This window comes from Hyphococcus luteus (assembly GCF_002943565.1).
In the GTDB taxonomy this organism is placed as follows: Bacteria; Pseudomonadota; Alphaproteobacteria; order Caulobacterales; family Parvularculaceae; genus Hyphococcus; species Hyphococcus luteus.
This window is the reverse complement of sequence record NZ_PJCH01000007.1, coordinates 35,842-61,539: the sequence shown is the minus strand read 5'-3', so window position 1 is coordinate 61,539 and position 25,698 is coordinate 35,842. Positions and strand designations below refer to the sequence as shown.

General features: G+C 61.6%; 25 protein-coding genes. 11 read left to right on the top strand and 14 right to left on the bottom strand.

Annotated features, from left to right (window positions below; genetic code table 11):
* Positions 1–219 precede the first annotated feature (219 nt).
* Positions 220–1,827 carry a tetratricopeptide repeat-containing sulfotransferase family protein gene (locus tag CW354_RS11735; RefSeq protein WP_104830286.1) on the bottom strand — a complete coding sequence of 536 codons (1,608 nt, stop codon included), beginning with the start codon at positions 1,825–1,827 and terminating at the stop codon, positions 220–222.
* A gap of 144 nt (positions 1,828–1,971) precedes the next feature.
* Between CW354_RS11735 and CW354_RS11730 the strand changes: the two genes are divergently transcribed.
* Positions 1,972–4,002, top strand: coding sequence for an amidohydrolase (locus CW354_RS11730; protein WP_104830285.1), 2,031 nt, complete (start codon positions 1,972–1,974; stop codon positions 4,000–4,002).
* Here CW354_RS11730 and CW354_RS11725 read toward each other — a convergent pair.
* Positions 3,984–4,682 carry a GntR family transcriptional regulator gene (locus CW354_RS11725; RefSeq protein ID WP_207764778.1) on the bottom strand — a complete coding sequence of 233 codons (699 nt, stop codon included), beginning with the start codon at positions 4,680–4,682 and terminating at the stop codon, positions 3,984–3,986. The genes CW354_RS11730 and CW354_RS11725 overlap by 19 nt on opposite strands.
* 384 nt (positions 4,683–5,066) lie before the next feature.
* Here CW354_RS11725 and CW354_RS11720 point away from each other — a divergent pair, with 384 nt between their 5' ends.
* The 6 genes from CW354_RS11720 to CW354_RS11695 all read left to right on the top strand — a co-directional run bounded on the left by CW354_RS11720 (position 5,067) and on the right by CW354_RS11695 (position 12,117).
* A complete protein-coding gene (locus tag CW354_RS11720) occupies positions 5,067–6,416 on the top strand; it encodes a glutamine synthetase family protein (RefSeq protein WP_104830284.1) in 1,350 nt (449 codons plus the stop codon).
* Positions 6,417–6,419: 3 nt separating this feature from the next.
* Positions 6,420–7,784, top strand: coding sequence for an aminotransferase (locus tag CW354_RS11715; protein WP_104830283.1), 1,365 nt, complete (start codon positions 6,420–6,422; stop codon positions 7,782–7,784).
* A gap of 7 nt (positions 7,785–7,791) precedes the next feature.
* A complete protein-coding gene (locus CW354_RS11710; RefSeq protein ID WP_207764777.1) occupies positions 7,792–9,183 on the top strand; it encodes a glutamine synthetase family protein in 1,392 nt (463 codons plus the stop codon).
* Positions 9,184–9,191: 8 nt separating this feature from the next.
* On the top strand, positions 9,192–10,478 hold the full coding sequence (locus CW354_RS11705) for an NAD(P)/FAD-dependent oxidoreductase (protein ID WP_104830282.1): 1,287 nt from the start codon (positions 9,192–9,194) through the stop codon (positions 10,476–10,478).
* A 182-nt stretch (positions 10,479–10,660) separates the two neighbouring features.
* A complete protein-coding gene (locus tag CW354_RS11700) occupies positions 10,661–11,614 on the top strand; it encodes a polyprenyl synthetase family protein (protein ID WP_104830281.1) in 954 nt (317 codons plus the stop codon).
* Positions 11,615–11,622: 8 nt separating this feature from the next.
* Positions 11,623–12,117: a sterol desaturase family protein gene (locus tag CW354_RS11695; RefSeq protein WP_104830280.1), complete on the top strand. Its 495-nt coding sequence runs from the start codon at positions 11,623–11,625 to the stop codon at positions 12,115–12,117.
* A gap of 98 nt (positions 12,118–12,215) precedes the next feature.
* Here CW354_RS11695 and CW354_RS11690 read toward each other — a convergent pair whose 3' ends face one another.
* From CW354_RS11690 to crtY, 3 genes are read right to left on the bottom strand one after another with little or no spacing between them, the layout of a single operon-like run.
* The gene (locus CW354_RS11690) at positions 12,216–13,193 is read right to left on the bottom strand and encodes a phytoene/squalene synthase family protein (protein ID WP_104830279.1); all 978 of its coding nucleotides are present in this window, start codon (positions 13,191–13,193) and stop codon (positions 12,216–12,218) included.
* Positions 13,194–14,702 carry a phytoene desaturase gene (locus CW354_RS11685; protein ID WP_104830278.1) on the bottom strand — a complete coding sequence of 503 codons (1,509 nt, stop codon included), beginning with the start codon at positions 14,700–14,702 and terminating at the stop codon, positions 13,194–13,196.
* Positions 14,703–14,708: 6 nt separating this feature from the next.
* A complete protein-coding gene (crtY, locus tag CW354_RS11680) occupies positions 14,709–15,884 on the bottom strand; it encodes a lycopene beta-cyclase CrtY (RefSeq protein ID WP_104830277.1) in 1,176 nt (391 codons plus the stop codon).
* A 60-nt stretch (positions 15,885–15,944) separates the two neighbouring features.
* On the opposite strand from crtY, the gene CW354_RS11675 reads away from it, so the two are divergent.
* Positions 15,945–16,712, top strand: a complete 768-nt coding sequence (locus tag CW354_RS11675; RefSeq protein WP_104830276.1) for a sterol desaturase family protein — start codon at positions 15,945–15,947, stop codon at positions 16,710–16,712.
* Here the strand turns inward: CW354_RS11675 and CW354_RS11670 are convergent.
* The 6 genes from CW354_RS11670 to CW354_RS11650 all read right to left on the bottom strand — a co-directional run bounded on the left by CW354_RS11670 (position 16,709) and on the right by CW354_RS11650 (position 22,056).
* Positions 16,709–17,674: a M48 family metallopeptidase gene (locus tag CW354_RS11670; RefSeq protein WP_104830275.1), complete on the bottom strand. Its 966-nt coding sequence runs from the start codon at positions 17,672–17,674 to the stop codon at positions 16,709–16,711. The two genes, CW354_RS11675 and CW354_RS11670, sit on opposite strands and share 4 nt — an antisense overlap.
* Positions 17,674–18,027: a hypothetical protein gene (locus tag CW354_RS23085; protein ID WP_133162290.1), complete on the bottom strand. Its 354-nt coding sequence runs from the start codon at positions 18,025–18,027 to the stop codon at positions 17,674–17,676. The genes CW354_RS11670 and CW354_RS23085 overlap by 1 nt, the downstream gene beginning before the upstream one ends.
* A gap of 3 nt (positions 18,028–18,030) precedes the next feature.
* Entirely contained in the window at positions 18,031–18,720 is a 690-nt protein-coding gene (locus CW354_RS11665) for an aspartate/glutamate racemase family protein (protein WP_104830274.1), read from the bottom strand.
* Complete coding sequence (locus CW354_RS11660) at positions 18,717–19,340, bottom strand: GNAT family N-acetyltransferase (protein WP_104830273.1); 624 nt, start codon at positions 19,338–19,340, stop codon at positions 18,717–18,719. The genes CW354_RS11665 and CW354_RS11660 overlap by 4 nt, the downstream gene beginning before the upstream one ends.
* Positions 19,341–19,342: 2 nt before the next feature.
* On the bottom strand, positions 19,343–19,906 hold the full coding sequence (locus tag CW354_RS11655; RefSeq protein ID WP_104830272.1) for a LemA family protein: 564 nt from the start codon (positions 19,904–19,906) through the stop codon (positions 19,343–19,345).
* A 143-nt stretch (positions 19,907–20,049) separates the two neighbouring features.
* Complete coding sequence (locus tag CW354_RS11650; protein ID WP_104830271.1) at positions 20,050–22,056, bottom strand: hypothetical protein; 2,007 nt, start codon at positions 22,054–22,056, stop codon at positions 20,050–20,052.
* Positions 22,057–22,302: 246 nt separating this feature from the next.
* On the opposite strand from CW354_RS11650, the gene CW354_RS11645 reads away from it, so the two are divergent.
* Both CW354_RS11645 and CW354_RS11640 read left to right on the top strand, forming a co-directional pair.
* The gene (locus CW354_RS11645; RefSeq protein ID WP_104830270.1) at positions 22,303–22,683 is read left to right on the top strand and encodes a hypothetical protein; all 381 of its coding nucleotides are present in this window, start codon (positions 22,303–22,305) and stop codon (positions 22,681–22,683) included.
* A gap of 62 nt (positions 22,684–22,745) precedes the next feature.
* Positions 22,746–23,339 carry a hypothetical protein gene (locus tag CW354_RS11640; RefSeq protein ID WP_104830269.1) on the top strand — a complete coding sequence of 198 codons (594 nt, stop codon included), beginning with the start codon at positions 22,746–22,748 and terminating at the stop codon, positions 23,337–23,339.
* A 20-nt stretch (positions 23,340–23,359) separates the two neighbouring features.
* On the opposite strand, the gene CW354_RS11635 is transcribed toward CW354_RS11640, so the two are convergent.
* On the bottom strand, positions 23,360–24,133 hold the full coding sequence (locus CW354_RS11635) for an SDR family oxidoreductase (protein ID WP_104830268.1): 774 nt from the start codon (positions 24,131–24,133) through the stop codon (positions 23,360–23,362).
* A 148-nt stretch (positions 24,134–24,281) separates the two neighbouring features.
* Between CW354_RS11635 and CW354_RS11630 the strand changes: the two genes are divergently transcribed.
* Positions 24,282–24,653, top strand: coding sequence for a hypothetical protein (locus CW354_RS11630; protein ID WP_104830267.1), 372 nt, complete (start codon positions 24,282–24,284; stop codon positions 24,651–24,653).
* Positions 24,654–24,660: 7 nt separating this feature from the next.
* On the opposite strand, the gene CW354_RS11625 is transcribed toward CW354_RS11630, so the two are convergent.
* Both CW354_RS11625 and CW354_RS11620 read right to left on the bottom strand, forming a co-directional pair.
* Entirely contained in the window at positions 24,661–25,284 is a 624-nt protein-coding gene (locus tag CW354_RS11625) for a LysE family translocator (RefSeq protein ID WP_104830266.1), read from the bottom strand.
* Positions 25,285–25,317: 33 nt separating this feature from the next.
* Positions 25,318–25,641 (bottom strand): DUF1476 domain-containing protein, encoded by a 324-nt coding sequence (locus CW354_RS11620; protein WP_104830265.1) that lies wholly within the window; start codon positions 25,639–25,641, stop codon positions 25,318–25,320.
* Positions 25,642–25,698 lie beyond the last annotated feature (57 nt).

Sequence of the window (25,698 nt, the reverse complement as noted above, 5' to 3'; positions counted from 1 at the left end):
CGATCCCGATCGCAAATTCGTAACAATAAAGCCGGATTCTCACAACTGAGCGAACAGTTTCGCGATCCCAAATGATGCATTTTTCGCTGCGGCGCGGCGAAAATATCACGCCCGTAGAATGCCGGTTAAAAAATTTTACAAGTAAAAACAAGAAATTACTAACCTCGCCCTCTTGATGCGCGCATTCCAGCTGCGACGGCTGACTCGCCAACATTGTGATCACACTTCTTTCGCATCCGCAAGGCCGCGTACGCCAGCCGCCGCCAATTCGGCGTGCATCGGGGCGAGCTCCGCCTGGTACCGCCGCCAGCGCCCGACCGACCGGCTGTGCGGTTTTTCGCGCACCTGAACGGCGCTGGCGGTCGCCACCGCCCCCTTTTGTTCATGGAAGGAAAGACATTGATCCTCCCAGCCGAGCCCCAGAAAGTCGATGAGCCGGCGCGCATTCGGTTCGGTGTCTGCGACCGTCTCTTCATAGGAAATGTCGAGGAACTTCTGCGGAAAGAGCGCGCGCCAATGATCCATGAGTTTTAGATAGCGCGCATGATGGCGCGCCATCTCAAGCTGGTCGTAGGAGTGAAAATAAGCTTCGGCGAAAAGCTGTTTGAAGCTCGCAAAGCAGCTGTCCATGGGATTGCGCGTTAAGTGAACGATGCGCGCATTCGGCAAGGCGGCGAGAATGAGCGGGATATGAAAATAATTGCCCGGCAGCTTGTCGACAAAGCGCGGCGCGCCTTTCCTCATCACGGCCGAGGCGCGCAGATATTCCTTGCCGAGCGCCGCCGCATCCACATGCGCCGACGCCGCAATCGCTTCGGGCGCCCAGCGATCCGCAAAGGCGCCTTCGGAAAGGCGGCGCACCGAAAGGCCGAATTGCTGCAGCTCCCCCGCGGATTCGACCATGGAGTGGCTCGTGATGATGCGTTCGATCAGGGTCGTGCCGGTGCGCGGCTGGCCGACGACGAAAATCGGCGACGGATCGTCATGGCCTTCGCGTTTTTCGCCCGCCCATTCGCCCGTAAAGGCCGATTTTAACGCATCGAAACGCGCTTCGTCGGCCTTTTCATCGTAATCGAGCGTCGCGCGTTTGGCTTTCGCGCCCGCATCGAACGCGGCGAACGCCTTCGCCCATTGCTCGCAGTCTTCATATTCCTTGCCGGCGCCGTAAGCGAGGAAAGCGCGGGAATGCGCGTCCTTCACAGCGCCCGCCTTTTCCATCAGCATGTCCGCGCGCGATGGGTCTTCAGCCTTTTTGACGGACGACAACAGCCATTGCGCCTGGGCGATGTCTTCATTGTCCTTGAGCAGCGCCGTCAGCGTGTCTTCCGCCGCCTGCGTCTCGCCGAGAAAGGTGAGCGCCGTAGCAAGATTGACTTTGTAGACGGGCCGGTCGGGCGCTTTGTCGATGGCGCGTTGATACCAGTCTTTCGCCGCGGCCTGATCGCCGAGGGAAGACGAAACCATGCCGACGAGATCCGCGACCGCCGCGTCTCCGTCAAAAGCGGCTTTGGCTTTTTCGAGCGTCTGTTCGGCCCGGCCCGGCTGACCGAGGCGCATGAAGATCTGCGCCAGTTGCGCCCAGGCGGCGGCGTGATCCGGCTTGATCTTCGTCACCGAGCCGAAGGCGCTGACCGCTGTCTTGTAGTCTTGCATGTCGACGGCGACGAGGCCGACAAGAAAATGCGCCTCCGGATTGGCGCGGTCCATGGAAAGCGCGCGGCGGCAGGCGTCCGCCGCCTTTTTCGGCTCGCCGGCGTTCAGCGCCGCGAATCCCTCCTGCAGCGCCGCGGCGATATCGGCCCGCGCCCCTGTCCCCGGCCCCCTCATCGGGCCTTTTCCTGCGGCGTCATGACAAAATCGGGCCTTTGCACTTGTGATCACACCTTGCGGGCGGCATCATAGGCGTCATGATGCAGAATTTGCGGAGCGAGGAAAGCCTCGCCCTGACGAAGTTGAACCGGGGCAATATCCATGAAACGTCACTTTCTCAAGCTGAGCGCCGCCGCGCTTCTCACCTTCGCCGCCGCTTGCGGCGGTCAGGAAACAGCCCCGGAAGGAACCGCCGCTCCATCCGCAGACAGAATTTTCACTAACGGCCGAATCTACACCGCCGATTCCGACCGCAATTTCGTCGAGGCGTTCGCCGTCAACGGCGATGAAATCCTCGCCGCCGGCTCTCCCGAAGACCTCGAGGCGTTCGCGAGCCCCGACACGCAAACCATCGACCTTGGCGGCCGCCTCGTCCTGCCCGGCCTTCATGACGCGCATATCCATCCGATCAGCGCCATGCCGGTGCCGGTCTGCACCCTCGAAAACGCGCCCCTGACGCTCGCCGAGATCGCCGATTACGCCGCCGAGTGCACAGCGCAGCCGGACATGGCCGAGGACGACTGGCTTGTGGTCATGGCGTGGAACTTCGCCGCCGGCAACCAGCCGGGCGAACGCTTCCAGACCATGCGCGAGGCGCTCGACTATGTCTCGGCGGAAAAGCCGGTGATCCTGCGCGGCAGCGACGGCCATCATTATGCGGTGAACTCCATCGCGCTCGCCCGCGCCCAAAACGCCGACGGCGATGTCGTCGGCTTTTCAAAAGAAACGCTTGAGACCGACTTTACGGAGCTCGCGCCCTATATCGGCGTCGATGAAACCGGCGAACCGAACGGACGGCTCACCGAGTCTTACGCGCTCGGCGCCATCGGCGCGGGCAGTCTTCTCGAAGCCGGCATGGAAAAACGCCGGGCCTCGCCGGAGCTGTTGATGGAGGTCACCCTCCCCCGCGGCATCACCGCGTTCATGGACGCCGCCGCCGACCCGGACAGTCTCGATATTTACGACGCGCTTCTCGACAAAGGCGAATTCCACGCCCGGGCGCGTCTGTCGTTATATTTCGACCCGAGCGCCTATGCCGACGAAAACGGCGACGTCGATTACGAAACGCTGCTTGGAAAAGCGAAAGCCATTCGCGCAAAATATGAGGACAATCCGCTCATCGAAGCGGACTTCCTGAAGCTTTTCGCAGACGGCGTGCTTGAAGGCGATCCCCTTTCCGACCCGCCAATGGCGCCCAACGCCGCGCTGTCGCGCGATTATCTGCAGCCGATCTATGAATGGGACGAGCAAGCCCAATGGGTGAAGGTGACGGGCTATGTGGATACGGACAGCGACCTTTGCGCGGAAACGCGCGCAAAAATCGCCGACGGCGAGATCCCTGACGTCGCGGCCTTCAAAGCCGAGCACGGGTTTCATCCGTTACAATGCGTGACGTCGAACGGCGTTCTTCAGCACCCGGAAGACATGATCATGGATTATGTCCGCGAGGGCGATGCGGCCGGTTTCACCTGGCACATCCATGCGATCGGAGACCGGGCCATCAAAACCGCGCTTGACGCCCTCGAAGCGGCGACGGCTGCGAACGGCACGCACCACCGGCACATCATCACGCATCTTCAGCTCGTCCGGCCGGAAGATCAGGCCCGCTTTGCAAAGGACGACATCTACGCCTCGTTCACCTTCGCCTGGGCGTCTTCCGACAAACAATACGACACCACGGTCATTCCCTTCATCGACCGCGCCGACGGCCCGAACGGGGTTTATGACCCGGACGGCTATTATTACCAGAACGCCTATCCGGCGAAGGCGATCCAGGATGCGGGCGGGACCATTATCGCCGGCTCCGACGCGCCGGTGGACACCATCGACCCGCGCCCCTTCGTCAACATCGAAGGCGCCGTCAATCGCGCGATTTTCGGCCCGCCGCCGCTCAACCTCGATGAAGCGATCTCGATCTACGACGCGGTCGACGCCTATACGATTAATGCGGCGCAAGCGATGCATCAGGCGGATGTCGCCGGCTCTCTCGAGCCCGGCAAAAAGGCCGATTTCGTCATCATCGATCAGGATATTTTCGCGCTTGCCGAAAACGGCGAAGCCGACAGGATCAGCGAGACGAAAGTGCTTGAAACCTGGTTCGGCGGCGAGAAGGTCTATTCGTTCGAAGAATAGCCCCGGGCGATATTGGTCATGCCCTGCTTGATGTCGTCGCGAATGGCGGTTTCAAGCTTGGCCCTGTCGCCCGCGCGCAGGGCCTCCACGACCTCCTTGTGCTGGTCGTCTTCGAGCGCCGCCGTGCCGAGCCGCCCGATGACGACCCGCATGAAGGGACCGGTCTGCAGCCAAAGGCTTTCCACAAGCCCCAGATAGACCGGCGCCCTCGCCGCTTCGTAAAGCGCGAAATGAAACTCGCTGTTGAGCCGCGCATAGGCGGCGCTGTCGCCCTGCTCGATCGCCCTGTCGAGGGTTTCGTCGATGCTGAGAAGCTTCGCTGCAAGCTTTTCCCGGGCGCCCTCATCATCGCCCAGCGCCGTCAAAGCGCGCGCCGCCAGCGCCGGTTCGAGCGCCAGGCGCGCGTCGCAAAGCTCGCTCAGCTTTCGAGGAGTCATATGCGCCACGGCGACCCGCCTTGTTGGGGTGAACTCAAGCGCGCCGAGGGCGGCGAGCTGGCGGATCGCTTCGCGCGCCGGCATGGCGCTGACGCCGAATTCCGCCGCGAGCGAGCGCACCGACAGCGCCCGCCCCGGCTCCAGCTGGCCGGACATGATCGCCCGGCGCAGGCGCTCATAGACCGCCTCGTGAACGGCGGCCCCGCGCCCGCCGGCGTCGCCTTTCGGCGCGCCGTCCGCCACGATTCGCAATGGCGCCTTTGCAGCTGTCACCGGATCCGTTTCTCCCTCGTGATCTCGTGTTCATCAGACCATAGGGCCTCACCCTCCAAATGAAAGGCAAAATTGAGTAAACCAAATTAGAGGTCTCCGCTTTACGGGGCTTGCGGAAATGAAAAGGCGGCCGTATTTTGTGATCACGTTTTGACCGCCCGCGCCCTTTCGTCTTTCATTAGGCCGGTTTTTGGTAGACTGGTTGGCGCAAGATCGCCGTCTTTCCGCTCCCACGCCCCGCTTATGTCGATTTGGGGGCTAGCCGATCGGGGCCCGGACCGGACGGTCAGGAAAAACAACAGCAGGCGTTTCGCGCCGGCCCAAGGGGCCTCGCGCCAACGCTCAAGGTGATTTATGGAGCTTAACGATCTCAAGGAATGGATGCGCGAGCGCCGCATCGGCGACGTCTCCTGTCTGACGCCGGACATGAGCGGCAACGCCCGCGGCAAAAACATGCTGCCGGGCCTGTTCCTTTCAAGCCTTGAAAACAAGAGCCTTCGCATTCCCGAAGGCACCTATACGATCTCCGTTCACGGCGAGATGATCTATAACGATCACGTGCCGGGTACGGAGCGCGACCTCGTGCTCGCGCCGGATCTCGACACCATCCATCTTGCGCCCTGGAACACGGATGCGACGGCGGCGGTGATCTGCGACGCTTTCACCGATCAGGGCGCGCCGTTCAACATGGCCCCGCGCCAGGTGCTGCGCAATGTGGTGGAGCTTTATCACCAGAAAGGCTGGACGCCGATCGTCGGGCCGGAAGTCGAATTTTATCTCATCGCGCGCTTCAACGACGTGGTGCTGGAGCCGCGCGCGCCCGACGGCGCCTCAGGGCTTCGCGAATTCGGCCAGCATGTCTATTCCCTCGACGCCATCGACGAGTTCGACAAGCTGTTCGAGGAGCTCTACCAGTTCTGCGACATCCAGCATATCGATCTGGAAACGCTGATCCATGAAGACGGCCCCTGCCAGTTCGAGGTGAACATCCGCCATGGCGAGGCGATGAAGGTCGCCGACCAGCTCTTCCTGTTCAAACGCCTCGCGCGCCAGGTCGCCAAACGCCACGGCATGTTCGTCACCTTCATGGCGAAACCCTATGCGGACGAAAGCGGCTCCTCGATCCACCTTCACCAGAGCGTCGTCGACCGCAAGACCGGCAAGAACATCTTCGCCGACAAGGACGGGGAAGATTCAGCGATCTTCCGCCATTTCATCGGCGGACTGCAGGCGCATCTGCCCGCCGCGATGCCGCTTTTCGCGCCCTACACCAACTCCTTCAACCGTTTCGAAGCCTATATGAGCGCGCCCACCAACACCCATTGGGGGCGCGAAAACCGCACGGTGGGCTTGCGCGTGCCGTCGAGCGGGCCCGAAGCGCGGCGCGTCGAAAACCGCATCTCCGGCGCGGACATCAACCCTTATCTCGCCATCGCCGCCTCGCTCGTCTGCGGGTACGCCGGCATGGTCGACAAGATCGAACCGCGCGCGGAATATGTCGGCCAGGGCTATGACGACAGCGACAGCCCGCTGCCCGCGACGCTCACCGAAAGCATCGAAACCTTTTCCGAATCCGACGCCTTGAAAAAATACCTCGGCGAAGGCTTCGTCGACACCTACGCCGCAATCAAGCATTCCGAATTCGAACACCGCTCCAGCGTCCTCTCTCCCTGGGACGTGCGTTATCTGATGGTCAATGTGTAAACAATGAAAACCAATCTCGACATTAAGGCGCTCGACAGCGCGCACCACCTCCACCCGTTCACCACGCATCACGAATTGCGCGAACAGGGCCCCCGCGTCATCACTCACGCCGACGGCGTTTACATCTATGACGAGGACGAAAACCAGATCATCGACGGCATGGCGGGGCTGTGGTGCGTCAATATCGGCTATGGCCGCCAGGAGCTTGTGGACGTCGCCGCCGAGACGATGAAGACCTTGAGCTATTACAATCTCTTTTTCCAGACGACGACGCCTTATGTGGCGAAGCTCGCCGATCTCATCGCGGAAAAAACCCCCGAAGGCCTCGACCAGATCACTTTCGGCAGTTCCGGCTCGGAAGCGGTCGACACCGCGATCAAGCTGATCTGGTATTACTGGAATCTCGAAGGAAAGCCCGAAAAGAAAGCCATCATCAGCCGCGAGCGCGCCTATCACGGCTCGACCGTCGCCGGCGCCAGCATGTCCGGCCTGCCCTTCATGCAGGGGATTTTCGACCTTCCCCTGCCGCGCTTCCATCATGCAGGCCCGCCGCCGCATTATTATGAATACGCGAAGGACGGCGAGAGCGAACACGACTTCGCCATGCGCTGCGCCAAGGCGGTCGAAGACAAGATCCTCGAGCTCGGGCCTGAAAATGTCGCGGCCTTTGCGGGCGAGCCGGTCATGGGCGCCGGCGGGTTGATGCTCCCGCCCGAGGGCTATTGGCAGGAGATCGAGCGCATCTGCCGCAAATACGACGTTCTTCTTTGGTCGGACGAAGTAATCTGCGGCTTCGGGCGCACCGGCGAGTGGTTCGGCTGCCAGACTTACGGGTTCACGCCGGACATCATGACCATGGCGAAAGGCGTCACCAGCGGATATGTGCCGCTGTCCGCCACAGCACTCAACAAGCGCATGGCCGATCCCATCATCAACGCCGATACGGAAATGGCCCACGGCTTCACCTATTCCGGCCATCCGGTGGCCTGCGCCGTCGCCATCCGCAATATCGAATTGCTCGATGAACTCGGGCTTGTGGGCGAGCGCGGCGCGGAAATCTCGCGCTATTTCCAGGACAAGCTGAAAACCCTCGACGATCATCCGCTGGTGGGCGAGACGCGCGGCGTCGGGCTTCTCGGCGCGCTCGAAATCGTCAAGAACAAGGAAACGAAAGAGCGTTTCGACCCCGCCGGGTCTGCAGGGCTTGCCTGCCGCAATCATTGCTTCCAGTCCGGCGTCGTCATGCGCGCCGTGGGCGACGCCATGTTCCTGTGCCCGCCGCTCGTCATTTCCGAATCCGAAATCGACGAAATGTTCGCGCGCATCCGTAAAGCGCTCGACCTGACGGCGAAAGAACTGGACGCTTGAGCGACGCATGGCGGATGAGGAAAGACATAAAAGCCTTGAGAAGATGAAGGCGCGCGCGGAGGAATTGTTCGCCGCGACGCCGGATCTCAAATTCGTCGATGTCTTTCTCTCCGACCTCAACGGCGTCTTGCGCGGCAAGCGCCTCCCCGCCTCGGCGGCCATGAAACTGTTCAAGGGCGGCTTGCGCATGCCGCGCTCGCTCATCGGCGTCGATGTCTGGGGCAATGACGTGATGGAGAACGGTCTCGTTCTCGAGACTGGCGATGTGGACGGGCTTTGTTTTCCCGTCGGCGCGGGGCTTCTTCCCTGCCCCTGGACGGCGGAGCCGGCCGCGCAGATCATGCTGATGATGGGCGACGAAAACGGCGAAGCCTTTCACGCCGATCCCCGGCAAGTGCTGATCGACATGAAAGCCCGCCTCGCGGCGCGCGGCCTTCACCCCGTCGCGGCAATGGAGCTCGAATTCTATCTCCTCTCCCCTGACATGGACGAGCTTGGCCGGCCCCTGACGCCGGCCTCTCCCACGACAGGCCGGCGCATCGGCGATGCGCGCATGTACGCCATGTCAGAACTCGATGCGTATGGGCCGTTTTTCAATGATCTTTACGCGGCCTGCGACGCGCAAGGCATTCCTCTCGGCGCGGCGATCGTCGAAGGCGGCGCCGGACAGTTCGAAGTCAATCTCATGCACCAGCCGGACGTTGTCGCCGCCGCCGACCAGGCGGTCCTCTTTCGGCGCGCGGTGAAAGGCGTCGCCGCCAAACACGGGCTGATCGCCAGCTTCATGGCGAAACCCTTCGGCGATCTCGCGGGCAACGGCCTCCATGTTCACATGAGCATGCTGAACGGCAAGGGCGAGAATGTTTTCGCCGGCGCGGGTGACAAAGATTCGGCGCTTCTCGGTCAAGCGGTTGCGGGGCTCCTCGCTGCAACGCCCGAGGCGATGATTTTTCTCGCCCCCCATTTAAATTCTTATCGCCGGTTTCAGGATGCGAGCCACGCCCCCACCTCGCTCACCTGGGGCTATGAAAACCGCACAACAGCGATCCGCGTTCCGAACGACTCCGCCGCCAACCGCCGTTTCGAGTTCCGCATCGCCGGCGCCGACGCCAATCCTTATCTTCTGATGGCGGCGCTTCTCGCCGGCGTTTCCCACGGGCTTGAAAACAAGCTGGCGCCGCCGCCGGAAACGCAAGGCAACGCCTATGAATCCGGCGCGGAAAAAGTTCCAACCTCCTGGGACGGCGCGCTCGAGACTTTCTTGCAAGGGAAAATCCTGGCGCCTGCTTTCGGCGATCTTTTCACGCAAGTTTATGGCGCGCTCAAACGTCAGGAAATCATGAAAGCCAATGAGCGCGTCACCGATTTCGAATATGATTCCTATCTTCAGGCGTTTTGATCCTTCCCATGCAGATAAGACAACAGCACGCCCCCTCCTATTACGCCGCCAGCGCCACCCCCGCGCCGGAACGGCCCGCGCTCGATGAGGACATCGAGGCCGACATCGTCATTGTCGGCGGCGGCTTCACCGGCGTCGCCTCGGCATTATCGCTCGCCGAACGCGGCCATTCCGTCGTTCTTCTCGAAGCCAATCGCATCGGCTGGGGCGCGTCGGGACGCAATGGCGGACAATGCCTTGGCGGCTGGTCCGGCGAAGGCGAACTCGTCAAACAGGCGGGGCCCAAGGCCGAGGAATTTCTCTGGAACACGCGCTATCTCGGCAATGACATCGTCGAGGCGCGCATCCAGAAATACGACATCAAATGCGATTATGTGCGCGGCGCGGCGACCGTCGCCCTGAACGCCCGCCAGATGAAAGCGCTCGAAGAGGAATACGCCGACTACGCCGAACATGGACTGGACGAGGTCGTGGAGCTGGCGGACGGACCGGCTTTGCGCAAACACGTCGTCACGGACGCTTATGTGGGCGGGCTCATCGATCATCGCGGCGCGCATTGTCACCCGCTCAATCTCGTCATTGGCGAAGCGGCGGCGGCGGAGAAAAACGGCGTCAAGATTTTTGAAGGAACGCACGTCACGAAGATCGAGCACGGGCCCGCACCGGTCGTTCACACGGACCGCGGCAAGGTTACGGCGAAATATGCGATCCTTGCGGGCAACGCCTATCACGCGCTCGAAAAGCAAAAGCTTTCAGGCTACATGCTGCCGGCGAAAACCTATATCATCGCCACCGAACCGTTGAGCGATGCGCTTGTGCAAGAGCTGCTCCCCACCAATCTGGCTGTTTGCGACGCCAACTGGGTGCTCGACTATTTCCGCCTCACCGGCGACAAGCGGCTTCTTTTCGGCGGGCGCTGCAGCTATTCCAATCGCGACATCGACGACATCGAAGGCTCGATGACGCCCAGCATGCGCCGGGTATTTCCTCAGCTGAAAAAAACAAGGGTCGATTTTTCATGGGGCGGCGTGATAGGAATCCCTTTGAACCGCGTGCCGCTGATCGGCAAAGTCAGCGATAACGTCTTTTATGCGCAAGGCTATGCCGGGCATGGCGTTAATTGCGGGCATATTGTCGGCGAAATGTTCGCCGACGCCATTCGCGGCAAGGAAACTGGCGTCGATCTTTTCGACGCGACGAAACATTTCCGCGTGCCGGCCGCGGATGCGATCGGCGGCCCCATGCTCGCGCTGGGCATGAGCTGGTATCGCATGCGGGACGCGCTGGGCATTTAGAGCGCGGATAAGCCGGCGATTATCATTTCTGTACGGATCTATTTGATCGCACAGATGTGATCTCAAAGCCGCCGCTCTCGCAACTGCAAAAAAGACCTCTCCGGAGCCGCCCTGCCGGGGCGATTCAGTTTGCGCCGGCCCGGAAAAGCGGGCACGATGCCCTAAGGAAAATTGAGGTTGCGATGGACGGATCAGCGGCGCCCGGCGTGAGCCCGCCTTCACGAGAATTCTCCACAAATCAGTTTCAATTGCTGGCGGCTTCGCTGCGTCAGGATGTTGATGCGCGGCTGGCGGAGCTCCTGCCTTTCAAACCGGACGAGCCGGGACTGAAAGGCGCCATCGCTCATGGGGCCTTTTCCCCCGGCAAACGCCTGCGCCCGATCATGACCATGCTCGCCTGCCGCCAATGCGGCGGCGACGCCGCGGAGGCGCTGGACGCCGCCTGCGCCGTTGAAATGATCCACGCCGCCTCGCTGATCGTCGACGATCTGCCTTGCATGGATGACGCGCATTTGAGACGCAACGGGCTCGCCACCCATGTGGCCTATGGCGAAGGCGTCGGCATTCTCGCTTCCATCGCGCTCGTCAACGAAGCCTTTCGCACGCTGGCGAAAATGGACGGCGTCGATCCGCAAAAACGGCTTATCGCAACGGAAAAACTCGCCGACGCCATCGGCGTTGACGGCCTCGCCGGCGGACAGGAAAGCGATCTCGCCCGCAACGGCGCCGCGCCGGAGGGCGGCATGCGCGCCATCGAACAAAGCCATCTGGAAAAAACAGGCGCCCTGTTCTCCGCCGCCGCCGGCATCGGCGCGGTCATCGCCGGGGCGCGCACGATAGAGATCGACGCTATGGAGCAGTTCGGCTCGGCGCTTGGCCTCGCCTATCAGACCTTCGACGACGTCATCGACGCCGAATGCGATGAAAGTCAGACCGGCAAGGATTCCGGCAAGGATGAAAACCGCACCACCGTCGTCACCTTGATGGGCGCGCGCAAGGCGAATATGACCGCAAGCCATTGGATCGGCGAAGCCGTTGCGGCTGCGGCCCGCGTCGATTGCGGCGCCGGCGCGCCGCTCGCCGATCTCGCCCGCGCCGTCGAAGAGAAATTCAAGGCGCTGACCAGAAAAAGCTGACGCGCATTATGGACGCCCTCGCCTTCATCGCAGTTCTCATTGGCTTCATCCTCCTGATGGAGGCGGTCGCCTGGATCACACATAAATATGTAATGCACGGATTTTTGTGGTCCCTGCACAAATCCCATCATGAACCGCGCAAAGGAACGTTCGAGAAGAACGACTGGTTCGCGGTGTTCTTCGCTATCCCCTCTATGATTTTAATGTATTTCGGCGTGCACGGAACGCCCCTGGCGCTCGCAGCGGGGCTCGGCATTCTCGGCTATGGGCTCATCTATTTCTTCTTTCACGACATTCTCGTCCACCGGCGGATCGATTTCGGCCTCAGGCCCAAAAAGGGCTATCTCGCGCGCGTCGTGCAGGCGCACCGGCTGCATCACGCCGTCGAGGGCAAGCATGGCTGCGTTTCCTTCGGCTTTATCTTCGCGCCCTCGCCGCAAAGATTGAAAACGATGCTCGCCGCCACCCAGGACAAGACCATGCGCGCCCCGGCGAAGGCTTGATGAAATGACCGATCATCCCCGCGCAGGCGGGGATCCGGCCCATCTGCGTTGATTTCAATATCTGGGTTCCCGCTTTCGCGGGAAAGAGCGGATACGAGTCAGCTTCTCGCAGGCCTTGTCCACAAATCGCCGCGAGGACTTAAGGCGCGCCCGCGCAAACACACCGCCTGCCCGCCGCTCGCCGCGACGCCCAAGGCGGCAAGCCACAGCTTTCTCGGATTGGAGATGACCGTGCGCCTGTCCCAGGCGGCGGGGCCCAGTCTTTCCACCTTGCGGCCGATTTCGCGATAGACATTGCGCGCGGCGAGCACCGCGGCGGCGGCGCGCAAAGGCAGGCGCCGCGCGCCTTGGCTGGAGGAGGCGTAATAGCGGTCGGCTTCGGCAAGCACTTTCGCGACGACAGAGGCAATCGCGTTGCGGTTCGACGGATCGCGCAACGCCTCCGGCGTTCCCGGCACGTCCGCCTGCGCCAGCCAGTCCCGGGGGAGATAGACCCGCCCGCCCTCTGCGTCGTCGACCACATCGCGGCAGATATTGGTGAGCTGAAAGGCGAGCCCGAGATCGCAGGCGCGGTCGAGCGTTCCATTGTCGTTCGCATCGACGCCCATGACGATAGCCATCATCACGCCGACAACCCCGGCGACGCCGTAACAATACTCCATCAGCTCATCGAGGGTTTCGTATGTGCGCCCCTCGGCGTCATGGGCGAAACCGTCTAGCAAATCCATGGGATAGGCTTCGGGGACGCCCCGGCGCGCAGCGACGCCCATAAAACCGTCAAAGGCGGGAACCCCGGTATGCTCGCCATTCAAGGCCATGCGCGTCTGCGCGCGCAACAGCTCCAGCCGGTTCTGCATGTCCTCTTTAGAAAGCCCTGCATCCGGCGCGTCGCCGCCCAGCGTCTGCCCGTCGATCACATCGTCGCAATGGCGGCACCAAGCGTAAAGCATGTGCACATCGGCCTGCATCGCCTTGCCGAAAAGAAGCGAGGCGAGCGCGAAGCTTTTCGAGCCTTTCGCAATGCTCTCGGCGCCGTGTTCGGCGAGGCTCGCCTGCGTGTCGGCGACGGCTGTCATCTATTCCGCGACTTTCAAAGCAGGGGCCAGGTCTTCAAGCATCAAACCCGCCGTCGCCTTCGCCGAGCCGACAACGCCCGGCACGCCGGCGCCCGGATGCGTTCCCGCGCCTGCAAAATAGAGATTGGGAATCTTGTCGTCGCGGTTATGAGTGCGGAAATAGGCCGACTGCGTCAGGATCGGTTCGATGGAAAAGGCCGAGCCCGCATGGGCGTTAAGTTCGGTCTCGAAATCCGCCGGCGTGAAAATGTGGCTCGTCACGAGATCCTCGCGCAGGCCGGGGATGTAGCGCTTTTCGAGATAGTCGAAAATCCGGTCGCGATATTTCGGCCCTTCCACTGACCAGTCGATCTTCGCTTTTTCGAGATTGGGCACCGGCGCCAGCGCGTAAAAGGCGGAGCAGCCTTCCGGCGCCAGCGCGGGATCGGTCTTGGTCGGCATGTGCAGATAGAGCGAGAAATCATCCGGCAGGTCGGGCCCTGAGAAAATCTCCGAGATCAATTCACGATAGCGCGGCCCGAACAGGATCGAATGATGCGCCAGATGATCGTGTTTTTTCTTGAGACCGAAATAGGCGACGAAGAGCGAGTTTGAAAAACGTTTGCCCTTGAGCGACCGGCCCATAGACGCGCCGCGCGCATCCTTGCCGAGCAGCTTGTCGTAAGTGTGGACAATGTCGGCGTTCGAGGCGACGGCGTCGAAACGCTCGCGCCGCCCGTCTTCGAGCACCACCTCGTCGATGAGCCCGTCTTTCGTCGTCAGCTCCGCCACGGGGGCGTTGAGGTAAATCTCGCCGCCGAGATCGGTGAAAAACCGCGCCAGCCCGGAGACCAGCGCGCCGGTGCCGCCGCGCGGAAACCAAACGCCCCATTTGCGCTCCAGCGCATGAATGAGCGCATAGATGGACGAGGTCTTGAACGGATCGCCGCCGACGAGCAGCGTGTGAAAGCTGAAGGCCTGGCGCAGCTGCGGGTCCTTGATGAAATCGGACAGCCGCCCGTAAACGCTGCGGAAGCTTTGCAGCTGCGTCAGCTGCGGCGCAACGCGGATCATCGACCAGAAATTGAGGAACGGCACGGCGCCGAGCTTCACATAGCCTTCCTCGAACACCTTTTCGGAGAATTCATAAAAGCGTTTATAGCCTTCGAGGTCTTCCGGGTTCTTCTCCTCGATCTGTTTGTAGAGCCGCTCTTCGTCGCTGCAATAATCGAACGTATAGCCGTCCTCCCAGCAGAGCCGGTAGAACGGGTCCACATTGATGAGCTCCACATAATCGGACAGCTTTCTTCCGGTGAGCGCGAAGAGTTCTTCCAGCGCCGACGGGTCGGTGATGACGGTCGGTCCCGCGTCGAAGGTGAATCCGTCTTTTTTATAAACGTAAGCGCGCCCGCCGGGCATGTCGCGCTTTTCAAAAAGCTTGGTCTCAATCCCCGCCGATTGCAGCCTGATCGCAAGCGCCAGCCCGCCGAATCCGGCGCCGATCACCGCCGCTTTTTTGACTTCGCTCATCTCTTCCTATCCGTTTCCCATCACGCTTTCTTCGCGCATGACGCCCGCCGCCTTCACGACCGGCACCGGCGGCTTGCCCATCAGAATACGCGCCTTGTCCGCAAATCCCGAGCGCCCCGCATAGAACCGTTCAATGAGCGGTTCGGGCATTTTGTAAAACCGTTGAAGCACACGATAGCGCTTTTCGGGCGACGCTGCGAGAAACAGCATGCGCGTCAGGAAGCGGTAATAGCTGCGTTCGCGCCAGGCCCGCGTCGAATGGCCTCTGGTCACATTATAGAGAGCAGGCGCGGAAAGGTCGTCCTGCCCTGCGATTTCAAGCGCCAGCGCGACGGCGTCCGGCAGGGAGTAGCCGGTCAGCGGATGAAACAGCCCCGCGCGCATGCCGCCGCGCGCGAGCGGCCCCTCGACGCCTTGTTGCGGCGCGTCCCAGAAGGCGTCGATGTCGCCGCCAAGCGCGATGGGCAACACGCCCTCTTCCTCGCGGATGACCTCTTCAATGCGCCAGCCTTGCGCCGCTGCGTAATCGGCGATCTCCTTGCGGAAGACATCGACCGGCAGACCAGGACCGTCCGCATAGCGCGTATCCTCGATCAGCAATGTGCGCTCGTCGAAAGGCAGCACATAGATAAAACGGTATCCGTCAATTTGCGGCACGGTTGCATCCATGATGACCGGCGCGTCGAACCCGTGCGGGGCAGCGAGCCGCAATTCCTGGCCGACGAATTTTTGAAAACCCAGTTTCAGATGCGGCGAGGCTGCCGCACCGCGGCAGTCGAGCACGGCGCGGGCGCGGATGGTTTCTCCGGATTTCAAGGTCACGCTTTCCGGCGACGCTTTGTCGACAGGCGCTTCGAGACGCACGGCGGCGCCAAGCATCTCCATCAGCACGTCATGAAAACGCGACGAAGCGATGGAATTGTAGCCGGTGGAAAGGCGGCGCTCATAAGCCGGGAATTTTACCTGCTGCGCGGGCCATTTGTAGCTGATCAGCGGTTCGATCAGGGCCATGCCCTCACGCGTGAGGTCCGTATCGTGAAACGACCAGGTGTGCTCGCCGCCAAGGCGCGGCCCCGCCTCGATCAGCGCTACAGAGAGATCCGGCTTGCGGCGGTGGAGCGCCAGCGCCGCAAGACCGCCCGCCAGCCCGCCGCCCAATATCGCCAGATCAATGTCGCTCATGCCGCTTTTCGCGTCCTTTCATTCCATGACAGTGTAGCGGAATTTCGCTAGAAGTCGCTGATGAATTGGGTTTCCGAGATCAGCCCTGGCGAACTGGCGTTCACCTATTCCGCGCTCACCGCGATCATCTGGGCGCGTTATTTCGCGGTCGCCGGGCTGTTCTACTGGCTCTTATGGGGGCGCCCGGAAGAGAAAGTGCGCGCCACAAAGCTGTCGCCCGTGCGGCCGACGCGGAAAATCGTTTCCTTCGAAATCCAGATGTCGCTTCTGTCGTCGCTGATTTACGCCGCGCCGGGCGCGATCGTCATCGAGGCGTTCAAGCATGGCGGCACGGCGATTTATACGGAGATGAACGGGATCGGCGACTGGCTGTGGATTCCGGTTTCGGCCTTTATCTATCTTGCGATCCATGATGCTTATTTCTACTGGTCGCATCGGGCGATGCATCACCCGAAGCTTTTCCGCGCTATGCACCTTGCTCATCACCGCTCGCGCCATCCGACGCCCTGGGCGGGCTTTTCCTTTCATCCCTGGGAATCGCTGATCAGCGCCTGGCCGCTGCCGCTCGCGACATTCTTTATCCCGATCCATGTGGGCACGGTTTTCTTTTTGCTGATTTTCATGACCGTCGTCAGCATTACCAATCATGCGGGCTGGGAAATCCTGCCGCGCCGGATGACTCACGGGACTTTCGGACGGCATGTCATCTCCGCCACCCATCACGACGTGCATCACACCGATTACAGCGCCAATTACGGGCTCTATTTCCGGTTCTGGGACAAGCTGATGAAAACCGACAAAGGGTTCGGCAAGCGGACGGCGACCTAAGCCGCCCCGCCGGCGAATTTCACCAGCGCGGCGATGCGTTTTTCGATGGGCGGATGAGTGGCGAAAACGCCGGCGAAGGGGTGGGAATTGTCCACCATCATCTGCTGGATGTCGTTCGGGGCGTCGACCGTCGAGTGGCCGGAAATCTTCTTCAGGGCCGAGATCATGGCGTCGGGATTGCGGGTCAGCTCCGCCGCGCCGGCGTCGGCGAGATATTCGCGCTTTTGCGACAGGGAAAAGCGGATGACGAGCGCCAGCACATAGGCGATGACGATCATGGCGATGGCGATGAGGATCAGAACGCCGCCGCCGCGGCTGTCCCCGCTCCTTGAGCGCGTATGCCCGCCGATCCGGACGCCGCGATAGAACATGGAGCGGAAAACGAGTTCGCCGAAGAACGAAAAGACGCCGACGAAAATCACCGCGATGATCAGGAGCCGCACATCCTTGTTCATAATATGCGTCAGTTCATGGGCGAGCACGGCCTCAAGCTCGTCCTTGTCGAGCGTTTCGATCAGCCCGCGCGTCACCGTCACCTTGTAGCTTTTCTCCGAAAGCCCGCTCGCAAAGGCGTTCAAGGCCGGGGTCTCGATGATGTTGAGCGTCGGCATGGTCAGCCCGCGCGAGACGCAGAGATTTTCAAGCAGGTTGTAAAGCTCCGGCGCCTCTTTGCGCGTCAGGCCGCGCGCGCCCACCGACATCTCGATGATCGACTGATAGGAAAACCAGGCGATGGCGAACCAGAGCGCCGCGCCTAAAAACGCGAACGGCCAGAGCCGGCGCAAATGATCGAGGGCGAGGACCATGCCCTGCCCCACATTATCGATGGGCTGGGTCAGTCCCACATAACCGACCGACAGCCCATACATTAGCAAAAGCAACAGAACCGGAAACCCCGCCATGAGGACGACGGATTTCAGATTGTTGTTCCAGATATGGGTCTGAAGGCCGAAAGCGCCCATCAGACTTCTCCTTCCCCATAATACATATGCAGCGTTCCCCAAACTACTGGTGGATCATCATGCGGGCGCAATCTCATATTTTCAGCTAAGTGTTCGTCGAATTCTTCAAATCTCTCTGTATCGCAAAGCTGTTGAATATCTTCCACCGAAAGGACATGCAGCCCGATTTCACTAAACGATTTTCTAATTAACGTCTTAACCTCATCTTCTTTGCTGGCCAAAATACCGACCCACCCTACTGCCCCGTGTATATCCGGAGGCAGAATATTTTGTATGTCGGATGACTTCGCTGCACGAATAAAATCAACAAGAGCGATGTGCCATTCACCGCATAATTTGACCTCGGGATCCAAGGATCACCCCTCCCCAAAAGCGAAACGCGCCGCCGCCGCGGCATGCAGCCCGGTCGTGTCGAACACCGGAATATCGCAATGGTCCTGCGCGAGGATCATGCAGAGCTCGGTGCAGCCGAGGATGACGCCGTCCGGTTTGTGGCGGTCGATGATGGCGAGGAGCTCGTCACGCGAGGAATCGTAAACATTGCCAAGCACCAGTTCGTCGAGAATGACGCGCCCGATGAGCGCCTGTTCTTCCTCCGTCGGAACCAGCACTTGGCCGTCATAGCGCTTGGCGAGTTCGCTCCGGTAATGCGCCTCGCCCATCACCACGGGCGTGCCGAGAAGCAGCGGACGCTTGGCGCCTTTTGCTTTCATTTCTTCCGCGAGCACATCCAGCATATGAATGAGCGGAAGGCGCGTTTCGCGGGCCACCGCGTCGGCGGCGACATGGGTGGTGTTCGAACAGATGACGAGCGCCTCGACGCCGGCGCTTTCCAGATGTTTCGCACCCTTCACGACTTGCCGGTTAAACGCCTCCCAGTCGCGATTGTCGTAATGCTCGATCATCACGCCGTAATCGAGCGCGTAGAACATAAGATTGGCGGAATGGAGCGGCCCCAGCCGCGCCCGCGCCGCCTCAGTGAGGAGGCGGTAATAGATGACGGTCGCTTCCGGGCTGACGCCGCCGATGAGGCCTAAGAGTTTCATGACGAAGCTCCTTGCGGCGCGCGGCGCATGGAAAGCAGCGGCGGCGCGCCCGCTGGCAGGGGCAAAGGCGCCGTGACCCTAAACCCGAGCCGTTCGTAAAGCGGCGTATTTTTCGGGTTGGAGTTTTCGAGATAGGCGATCGCCCCCTCCTCGTCCGCGCGCTTCAACCCTTCGCGCAACAGCGCGCCGCCAAGCCCTTGCCCTTGCGCGCCCGGCGTCACGCCGACGGCGAAGAGATAATAATGCGGCTCTTGCGGGTGATGTTTCTCAAGGACCCCTGCAATTTTCAACGCGCGGGCGACGGCGCCGAAGCCGCCATGCCGGACCGACGCAAGGGCGATCCTCAGTTCATTGAGCGGCGGCAGGCTCAAGGCTGCACCGGCGGGAAGCCAGAGCGTCGCGGCCCTTCCGCCTCCAACGCCGCCGTCTGCGATATGCCCGAAGCCGTGTTTCAAATAGACCCCGCGGGCGAGTTCATGAAAAATCGTGCGAAAAGCGCTGTTCCCGCCGAATGTCCAGCTCATCACCGGGTCGGCGGCGAAAGCCGCGGCGAGTATGTCCGCCGCCGCGCCCGCATCGTCCATCCCGGCGGCGCGCAGCGCGGGCCGCTCCGGCGACATGATTAGAACTTCACTTCCGGCGCCGCTTCAACTTGCGCTCGGCTGGCTTCTGGAATTTCAAAGAATTCTTTCTTGGTGAAACCGCCGAGCGGCGCCACGAAATTGCCGGGGATCTGCTGGATCGCCGTGTTGAACTCCTGCACCGCATTGTTGAAGAAGCGCCGCGCCGCGGCGATCTTGTTTTCAACATCGGAAAGCTCGCTTTGAAGCTCCAGGAAGTTCGTATTGGCCTTGAGATCGGGATAAGCTTCGGCGAGGGCGAAAAGCCGTCCGAGCGCGGCGCCGAGGACGCCTTCCGCGGCGCCCTGTTCCGCCGGACCATGCGCGGCCTGCGCATTGTTGCGCGCTTCGATGACAGCGTTCAGGGTTTCCTTTTCATGCGTGGCGTAGCCCTTCACCGTCTCCACGAGATTCGGGATCAGGTCATGGCGCTGCTTTAACTGCACGTCCACGTCGGCGAAGGCCTGCTCCGTGCGCTGAGAAAGCGCGACGATGCGGTTGTAGATCGTGATGACGAAAACAACGACAACGACGATAAGGCCGAGAAATATGAGAATGCCGGACATGGCGTCTCCTTTTTGGATGTGAGGCGGCTTTCAGGCAAAATCGGGCTTTTCCCGCCGCGCGCCGGAATTTTCCTGTCAGTTTAGGGGGTTCGCCCGCCCCCCGCAATCCGCGAGACTCCTAGGCGGAAGGGATCAGCCAAAAGTTAACCGCCGCATGTGCATTGCTCCATCCCGTTTGCCTGGCAGGCTCTTACGGACGAGGCGAGATTTTCCGCATAGCGGCGATAGCGCGCATTGCCCTTGTCGATGAACACTTCAAGCGCCGAATCAAGATGCGCGAGCGAGACGTCGAAGGCGCCCGGATCGTTTTTCAGGACCCCCAGATTGCACTGAAGTTCGCCGAGATTGAGCTCCACCTCCGCCCAGTTCTCCGGCAGGGTCTCGCGCCGGTAAACGCGCTGCGCCGCGATGAAATCGGCTACGGCGCCGGAAAGCCCATCGGCGTCGCCCTCCATCTGCGCGAGGATCGCCGTCGCCGCGGCGAGATTGTTCTGGGTCATGGCCCAGTCGATCGCCGTATTGTCAGGAGAAAGGCGCGCTACGGCGTCAGCGCATCTTTTCTTTGCTTCACGAACCTGCGCCGCCGCTTCTCCGCCGAGGCGGGCGCCATGCTGGTAAAGCGCCAGGCAGATATTCTGCTGGGTGATCGCCCAGTCGAGCGGCCGGCGGTCGGGATCGAGCGCATCGAGCGCGCCTTTAAGATCGGAAAGCCCCTTGTCGAAATAATCCGAGGACGCATCGCCTTCGCTCAGTTCGCCCAAGCGCAGATAAACGACGCCGAGATTGCGACGCGCGGTGAGCTGTTGCTGCGGCGCCGGCGGACCATCCTCCAATACCAAAAGGAGCCCTTTTTCAGCCGCACGCAATTCGCCCAGCGCCGCGTCGCGGGTCTCGGCGTAATAATGAAGGCGAATGTGAGACGACGCCTTGTTGACCTGCAGCGCCGCCCAGTCTCTCGGGAAACGCGCTCTCGGGCGCACGGCGAGCCCTGCCTCGCATGCTTCGAGCGCATCGCGATAATGGTCCGCCTTGGCGTCGTAATCGCCGAGCAGGCGCAAATCGTAACAAAGCTGCATGTTGATCGCGGCCCAGCGCTGCGGATCGATTTCAGGATTGACCGAGCGCGCAAGATTGCGCTGACTGACGACCGCCGCGCGCAGCCAGTCGGCGGAGGATTTGTAAGACTGCATCGCCGCGTCGCGTAAATCCGCGAGCGCCGCGTCGCCGGGCGCAACGAGCTCAAGCGCGAAGCGCTTCACATCGGCGAGCGCCTCGCTGGGCAGTCCGATGGGCACGCGCAGTTCGATATTGTCTTCTTCGACTTTCAAAGGACGTCCCGACACCTCCAGCGCTTGGGGCGAGACGTCGCGGCGGGTGGTGATGAAACGCACGATGATGTCATCGCCGTCAAGCTCGCCCCAGAGCATCACATGCCCGCCCGCGCGGCCGAGTTTCTTTCGTCCCTTCTCGCGAATCTCGGCGAGCTTGCGCCGGAGGTCGCCGGGGCCGGTCCAGCGCGGGCGCGCGCAGGTCGCAATCACCGACGTATAAGGCGCGAGATTGCGGTCATTGGCGAGGCTTGCGGCGAGATATTGCTGGGCGCGGTTTTCGGGATCGCCGGCGAAGCGGGCGACGACGATCCCCAAGGTTCCCTCTTCCACCGCCGGGCGCGCCACCGCTTCGCGCAAGCCGCATAACGGCCCTGAAGGCCGGACCGCCAGCGACGCGCCCAGGAGGAGAAATGCAAAGACCAGCGAAAAAATCGCCAGCGTCTGAAGCCGTTCGATGCGCGAAAGCCGCGCTGCGGTTTCCGATCCGGCGGCCGCCCAGCCCTCGTTCGCCGCCGCCGGCGCCTCGGAGCGGTCCGCAGATGCGTCCGGCTCTTCAAGATAGAGCGTCTGCGCCTCGACGCCGAGGCCGCGGGCGACGCGCTCCAACGTCTGGGGGTCGACGGGAAGCTCGCGGAAGACCTTGCTGACGAGATCCTTCGGCGCCGCGTCCAGCTCTTCAAGATCGGCGATTCGTTCGGCGAGCGCGGCCTGGGTCTTGCGCTCGAGATCGCTTGCTCCGAGCGCCTGCTCAAGCTTGATGCGCGAGGCGCGCACGCCCCTTCGCTTGGTCCGGGGAAGCTGATCTTCCGATTCGGCCATCGCTCGTCCGAAACCCCTCTTCTCGCCCCCGGACTTTTCGCCCCCGCACTTTCGCAAAGACCAGGCCGCCAGCGCGCCGGAAAACTAGCGTTAATAGCGCTAAGTGTCTATTTCCGCCGATTTCGCTCGACGCTTTTTTCTCCGCATTTTCATATCCCTAGCTCTGGCGCGCCCGCTCAAGGGACGCCGCCGGAGAAAAGCGGCCGGCCCCTTTAAGGGCGGCCCGGATATCAAAGGAGATAGAAAATGCAGCATCCCCCTCGCCGGATTTTGCCGTACCTCATCGCGGCGTTCGCCGCCGCAGGCCTGTCCGGCTGCGGGGGCGAGAAGTCATCCGATTCATCCAGACCATCCTCATCGAGCGAAGACAGATGGCTCGACGCCTGGGGCCCGGAACAGATGTATCTCGCCCAGATCAAAATGGAGGCGATCGACGCCGGCGAAAACCCGAACGCCGCCGACCAGAGCTGTGAAGCCAAGCTCGAACTGGCCGAAGAATCCTTGAGCGACACCAGCAATGTCGGGACCGTCGTTCAGTTGATGTACAAGACCTGCGCCGATGCGGGTCTCAAATTCCAGAACGAGGTCCGGTGCGAAGCCGACCGGCTGCAGGTGCTGTGCCGGTAAGGCAGGCGCGAAACGGCTTCAGCAACAATCCATGAGAATTAGACCCCATTCGGAGAAAACCGATGAAGAAGATTGGCGACGGCATTGCAATATTTAAGAAATACAGCCTTTTTGAGGTAACCGGTGAGGTCGAGAGCGAGACCACGCGCGCCGAGACGGAAGTGCGCGGCGAAATTCCTTCCAACCAGGGCCCCTTTGCGGGCCGCATTTCTTCGAAAACCACGCGTTACCAAACCATCTATCTGAAAGACGACGATGGCGGGCAGTACGCTGTCAATCTCGTCGATTTCGTCATCCCCTGCCGCGAGGGACACAAGCTTGTGGTCCGCGGCGCCGACAAGAACCTGTGGTTCGACGTCACCAACGAAAACACCGGCGAGGCTTATGAAGACGGGTCCGGCCTCGCCAAATACGCCTTTCCCGATCTTGTGGTCTTCGGCGGCGCGGGCGTCGTCGCCGCGCTCGTCTTGCTCATGATCATGATGAGCGAGGGCGGTTTCGGCGAAAAGCTTTTCTTCGGCGTTCTCGGCGGCGGGGTTTCCGGCGCGGTCGTCTTCGGCCTTCTCTGGGTGCCGGGCCGCATCGTCGCCTCGATGCGCGCCGCCCAGATCAAGGCCAAACTGAAACAGGTCGTCGGCGCCTATCGGCCTCACTGACAGGCCTCGCGGCGCGGGCCCTACTGCGCCGTAATGCCGCCGTCGATCTTGAATTCGGAGGCGGTGATGTAACGCGACTCGTCGGCGGCGAGATAAAGGATACAGTAGCCCACGTCTTCCGGTTCGGCGAGGCGGCGCCACGGGATCTGCTGGACGAGGCGTTTTTCGCCTTCGTCCCCGCCGCCGCCCAGTTCGATCAGCGGATCGATGATCGGCGTGCGGGTGAAGACGGGATGCACGGAGTTGCAGCGGATGTCGTAGCCCGACCGCGCGCAGTGGAGCGCAATGGATTTGGTCATCATCCAGACCGCCGCTTTCGCCGTGTTGTAAGCGATCATATTGCCGTCGGCGATCAGGCCGGCGACCGATGAGATATTGATGATCGACCCCGGCTGCGAGCGCTTAAGGTAAGGCATCGCCAATTGGGTTCCGGTGAAAATGGAATCGACGTCGATCGCCTGGGTGCGCCGCCAGTTCTCCTCCGTCTCGGTCTCGATGCTGCCGAAGGTTCCGACGCCGGCGTTGTTGATGAGCGTGTCGATCCCGCCCATCGCTTCGGACGCAGCTTCGAGCGCCGCCGTCCAGTCGTCACGGTTCGTTACGTCATGTTCGATGGACGACGCCGCGCCGGCATGTTTCTCATTGATAGCGGCGGCGGTCGCTTCCGCGCCATCGCCGTTGATATCGGTCAGAAAGACTTTCGCCCCTTCGTCGGTCAGCATGCGCGCGAAACAGGCGCCCAGCCCTTGCGCCCCGCCGGTAATCACAACCTTTTTGCCGCTGACGCGTCCCATAAGCCGTCTCCTCTGATTTCCCACTTTTGGGACACCCTAGCCCAGCGCAGGAGAAACCGCAGGCGGCAAATGCAGCTCTGGAGCGGCATTCCTGCTGGCGGCGTCATGCCGCAATGCGTCTTCGCCGCCGGCGTCATATATTCGGTTTATGGAATACGCTGACGCAGACAAACCTGCTTCCGCGCCGCCCGAAGGCGGCGCCAAGGGACTCGACTGGCGGCTTGTGCGGTTTTTGCTGACGCATCTCATCATCGGCACGGTGAGCGGCTGGATTTTCGTCGCCGCCCTCATCTGGTTCGACATTGGCGGGCTCGGCTCGCTGGTGACGGGCTCTTCCGTCGGGCCGATGGCGGTCATCATGTTGATGATCGTGATGATGATCACCTGGGGCGCCGGCTCCATGGGCACGGCGGTCTTCCTCCTGCCGCGCAAGGAAGAGGACGACGACAAGGGCAAGCCCATGCCGCTGTTTCCTTTGCGCTTGCAGCCTGCCCGGGCGAATGCGCCGCGCCGGCGTTAATTCAGATTTATTTCGACGGCGCCGTCAGGAGATAAAGGCCGAGCCCGCCATAGACGCTGGCCGACAGCGCCTTCATGCCTTTTTGCGCGCGCGGATCTTCAACAAACCTGGCGCGCAGGGCGCCCGCCGCGGCGGCGACCGCGATAAGAACGCAAGTTCCGGTGAAACTGAAAATCGCGCCGAGGACGAAGATCTGAAAGGCGGGGCTTCCCGCCTCCGGCTGAACGAAGCCGGGCAGGAAAGCCAGAAAGAAAAGACCGACTTTCGGATTGAGCAGATTGGTGAGCATGCCGGCGCGAAACGCCTTCAAGCCGCCGCCCGCCCCACTCATCTCCGGCGGCGCTTTCTTTTCCATGATGACGCGCACCGCAAGATAAAGAAGATAAAGCCCGCCCGCGATCTTGATGATCGTCAGCGCGTGATCCGACGCCGCTAGGAGCGCGGCGAGCCCCGCCGCCGCGGCGACCGCCCAGCCCAGCGCCCCGGCGCCGACGCCGAGCGCGGCGGCGATCCCGGCGCGGGTTCCGCCCCGCGCCGACGAGGCCAGCGTGAACGCCATGTCCGGCCCGGGCGTGATGTTGAGAAGAAGCGCGCCGCTTAAGAACAACGCAAAAGCCGTTCCCTCGATCATGGCCTTGCCTCCTCAGCGGATGAGCGCCGGCGCTTATTCGCCTTTTTGAAGCTGCTGGACCGCCTCGGCGAGGAAATCGGTCATCTGGCGACGAATCTGATGGTCCGACTGATCGACCCCGGCGGCGTCGAAATCCGCCCGGATCTTCCGGAACACATCGTCGTCGCCCGCCTCTTCGAAATCGGCTTTGATGACTTCCTTGACGTAGCTTTCGGCATCAGCCCCGGTCTTGCCCATGAGGTCGGCCGCCCAAAGCCCTAAGAGCTTGTTCCGGCGCGCTTCAGCCTTGAAGCGAAGCTCCGCGTCATGGGCGAATTTCTTCTCGAACTTGTCTTCGCGATCATCGAAGGTCGTCATCGGGTGCCTCTCCAAACTCGTAATGAAAACGGGCCTTTGCAAGGGTACTTAATGCCG

Coding starts and splice junctions, on each gene's coding strand:
- CW354_RS11660 (WP_104830273.1), bottom strand. CDS start 19,340: ATGTCGCCGGAGCGGCCCGCGCTGCGCGCCGCCGGGATGGACGATGCG.
- CW354_RS11735 (WP_104830286.1), bottom strand. CDS start 1,827: ATGAGGGGGCCGGGGACAGGGGCGCGGGCCGATATCGCCGCGGCGCTG.
- CW354_RS11730 (WP_104830285.1), top strand. CDS start 1,972: ATGAAACGTCACTTTCTCAAGCTGAGCGCCGCCGCGCTTCTCACCTTC.
- CW354_RS11640 (WP_104830269.1), top strand. CDS start 22,746: ATGAAGAAGATTGGCGACGGCATTGCAATATTTAAGAAATACAGCCTT.
- CW354_RS11715 (WP_104830283.1), top strand. CDS start 6,420: ATGAAAACCAATCTCGACATTAAGGCGCTCGACAGCGCGCACCACCTC.
- CW354_RS11665 (WP_104830274.1), bottom strand. CDS start 18,720: ATGAAACTCTTAGGCCTCATCGGCGGCGTCAGCCCGGAAGCGACCGTC.
- CW354_RS11690 (WP_104830279.1), bottom strand. CDS start 13,193: ATGACAGCCGTCGCCGACACGCAGGCGAGCCTCGCCGAACACGGCGCC.
- crtY (WP_104830277.1), bottom strand. CDS start 15,884: ATGAGCGACATTGATCTGGCGATATTGGGCGGCGGGCTGGCGGGCGGT.
- CW354_RS11710 (WP_207764777.1), top strand. CDS start 7,792: ATGGCGGATGAGGAAAGACATAAAAGCCTTGAGAAGATGAAGGCGCGC.
- CW354_RS11670 (WP_104830275.1), bottom strand. CDS start 17,674: ATGGGCGCTTTCGGCCTTCAGACCCATATCTGGAACAACAATCTGAAA.
- CW354_RS11645 (WP_104830270.1), top strand. CDS start 22,303: ATGCAGCATCCCCCTCGCCGGATTTTGCCGTACCTCATCGCGGCGTTC.
- CW354_RS11650 (WP_104830271.1), bottom strand. CDS start 22,056: ATGGCCGAATCGGAAGATCAGCTTCCCCGGACCAAGCGAAGGGGCGTG.
- CW354_RS11705 (WP_104830282.1), top strand. CDS start 9,192: ATGCAGATAAGACAACAGCACGCCCCCTCCTATTACGCCGCCAGCGCC.
- CW354_RS11700 (WP_104830281.1), top strand. CDS start 10,661: ATGGACGGATCAGCGGCGCCCGGCGTGAGCCCGCCTTCACGAGAATTC.
- CW354_RS11685 (WP_104830278.1), bottom strand. CDS start 14,702: ATGAGCGAAGTCAAAAAAGCGGCGGTGATCGGCGCCGGATTCGGCGGG.
- CW354_RS11630 (WP_104830267.1), top strand. CDS start 24,282: ATGGAATACGCTGACGCAGACAAACCTGCTTCCGCGCCGCCCGAAGGC.
- CW354_RS11635 (WP_104830268.1), bottom strand. CDS start 24,133: ATGGGACGCGTCAGCGGCAAAAAGGTTGTGATTACCGGCGGGGCGCAA.
- CW354_RS11675 (WP_104830276.1), top strand. CDS start 15,945: ATGAATTGGGTTTCCGAGATCAGCCCTGGCGAACTGGCGTTCACCTAT.
- CW354_RS11720 (WP_104830284.1), top strand. CDS start 5,067: ATGGAGCTTAACGATCTCAAGGAATGGATGCGCGAGCGCCGCATCGGC.
- CW354_RS11695 (WP_104830280.1), top strand. CDS start 11,623: ATGGACGCCCTCGCCTTCATCGCAGTTCTCATTGGCTTCATCCTCCTG.
- CW354_RS11655 (WP_104830272.1), bottom strand. CDS start 19,906: ATGTCCGGCATTCTCATATTTCTCGGCCTTATCGTCGTTGTCGTTGTT.
- CW354_RS11620 (WP_104830265.1), bottom strand. CDS start 25,641: ATGACGACCTTCGATGATCGCGAAGACAAGTTCGAGAAGAAATTCGCC.
- CW354_RS11625 (WP_104830266.1), bottom strand. CDS start 25,284: ATGATCGAGGGAACGGCTTTTGCGTTGTTCTTAAGCGGCGCGCTTCTT.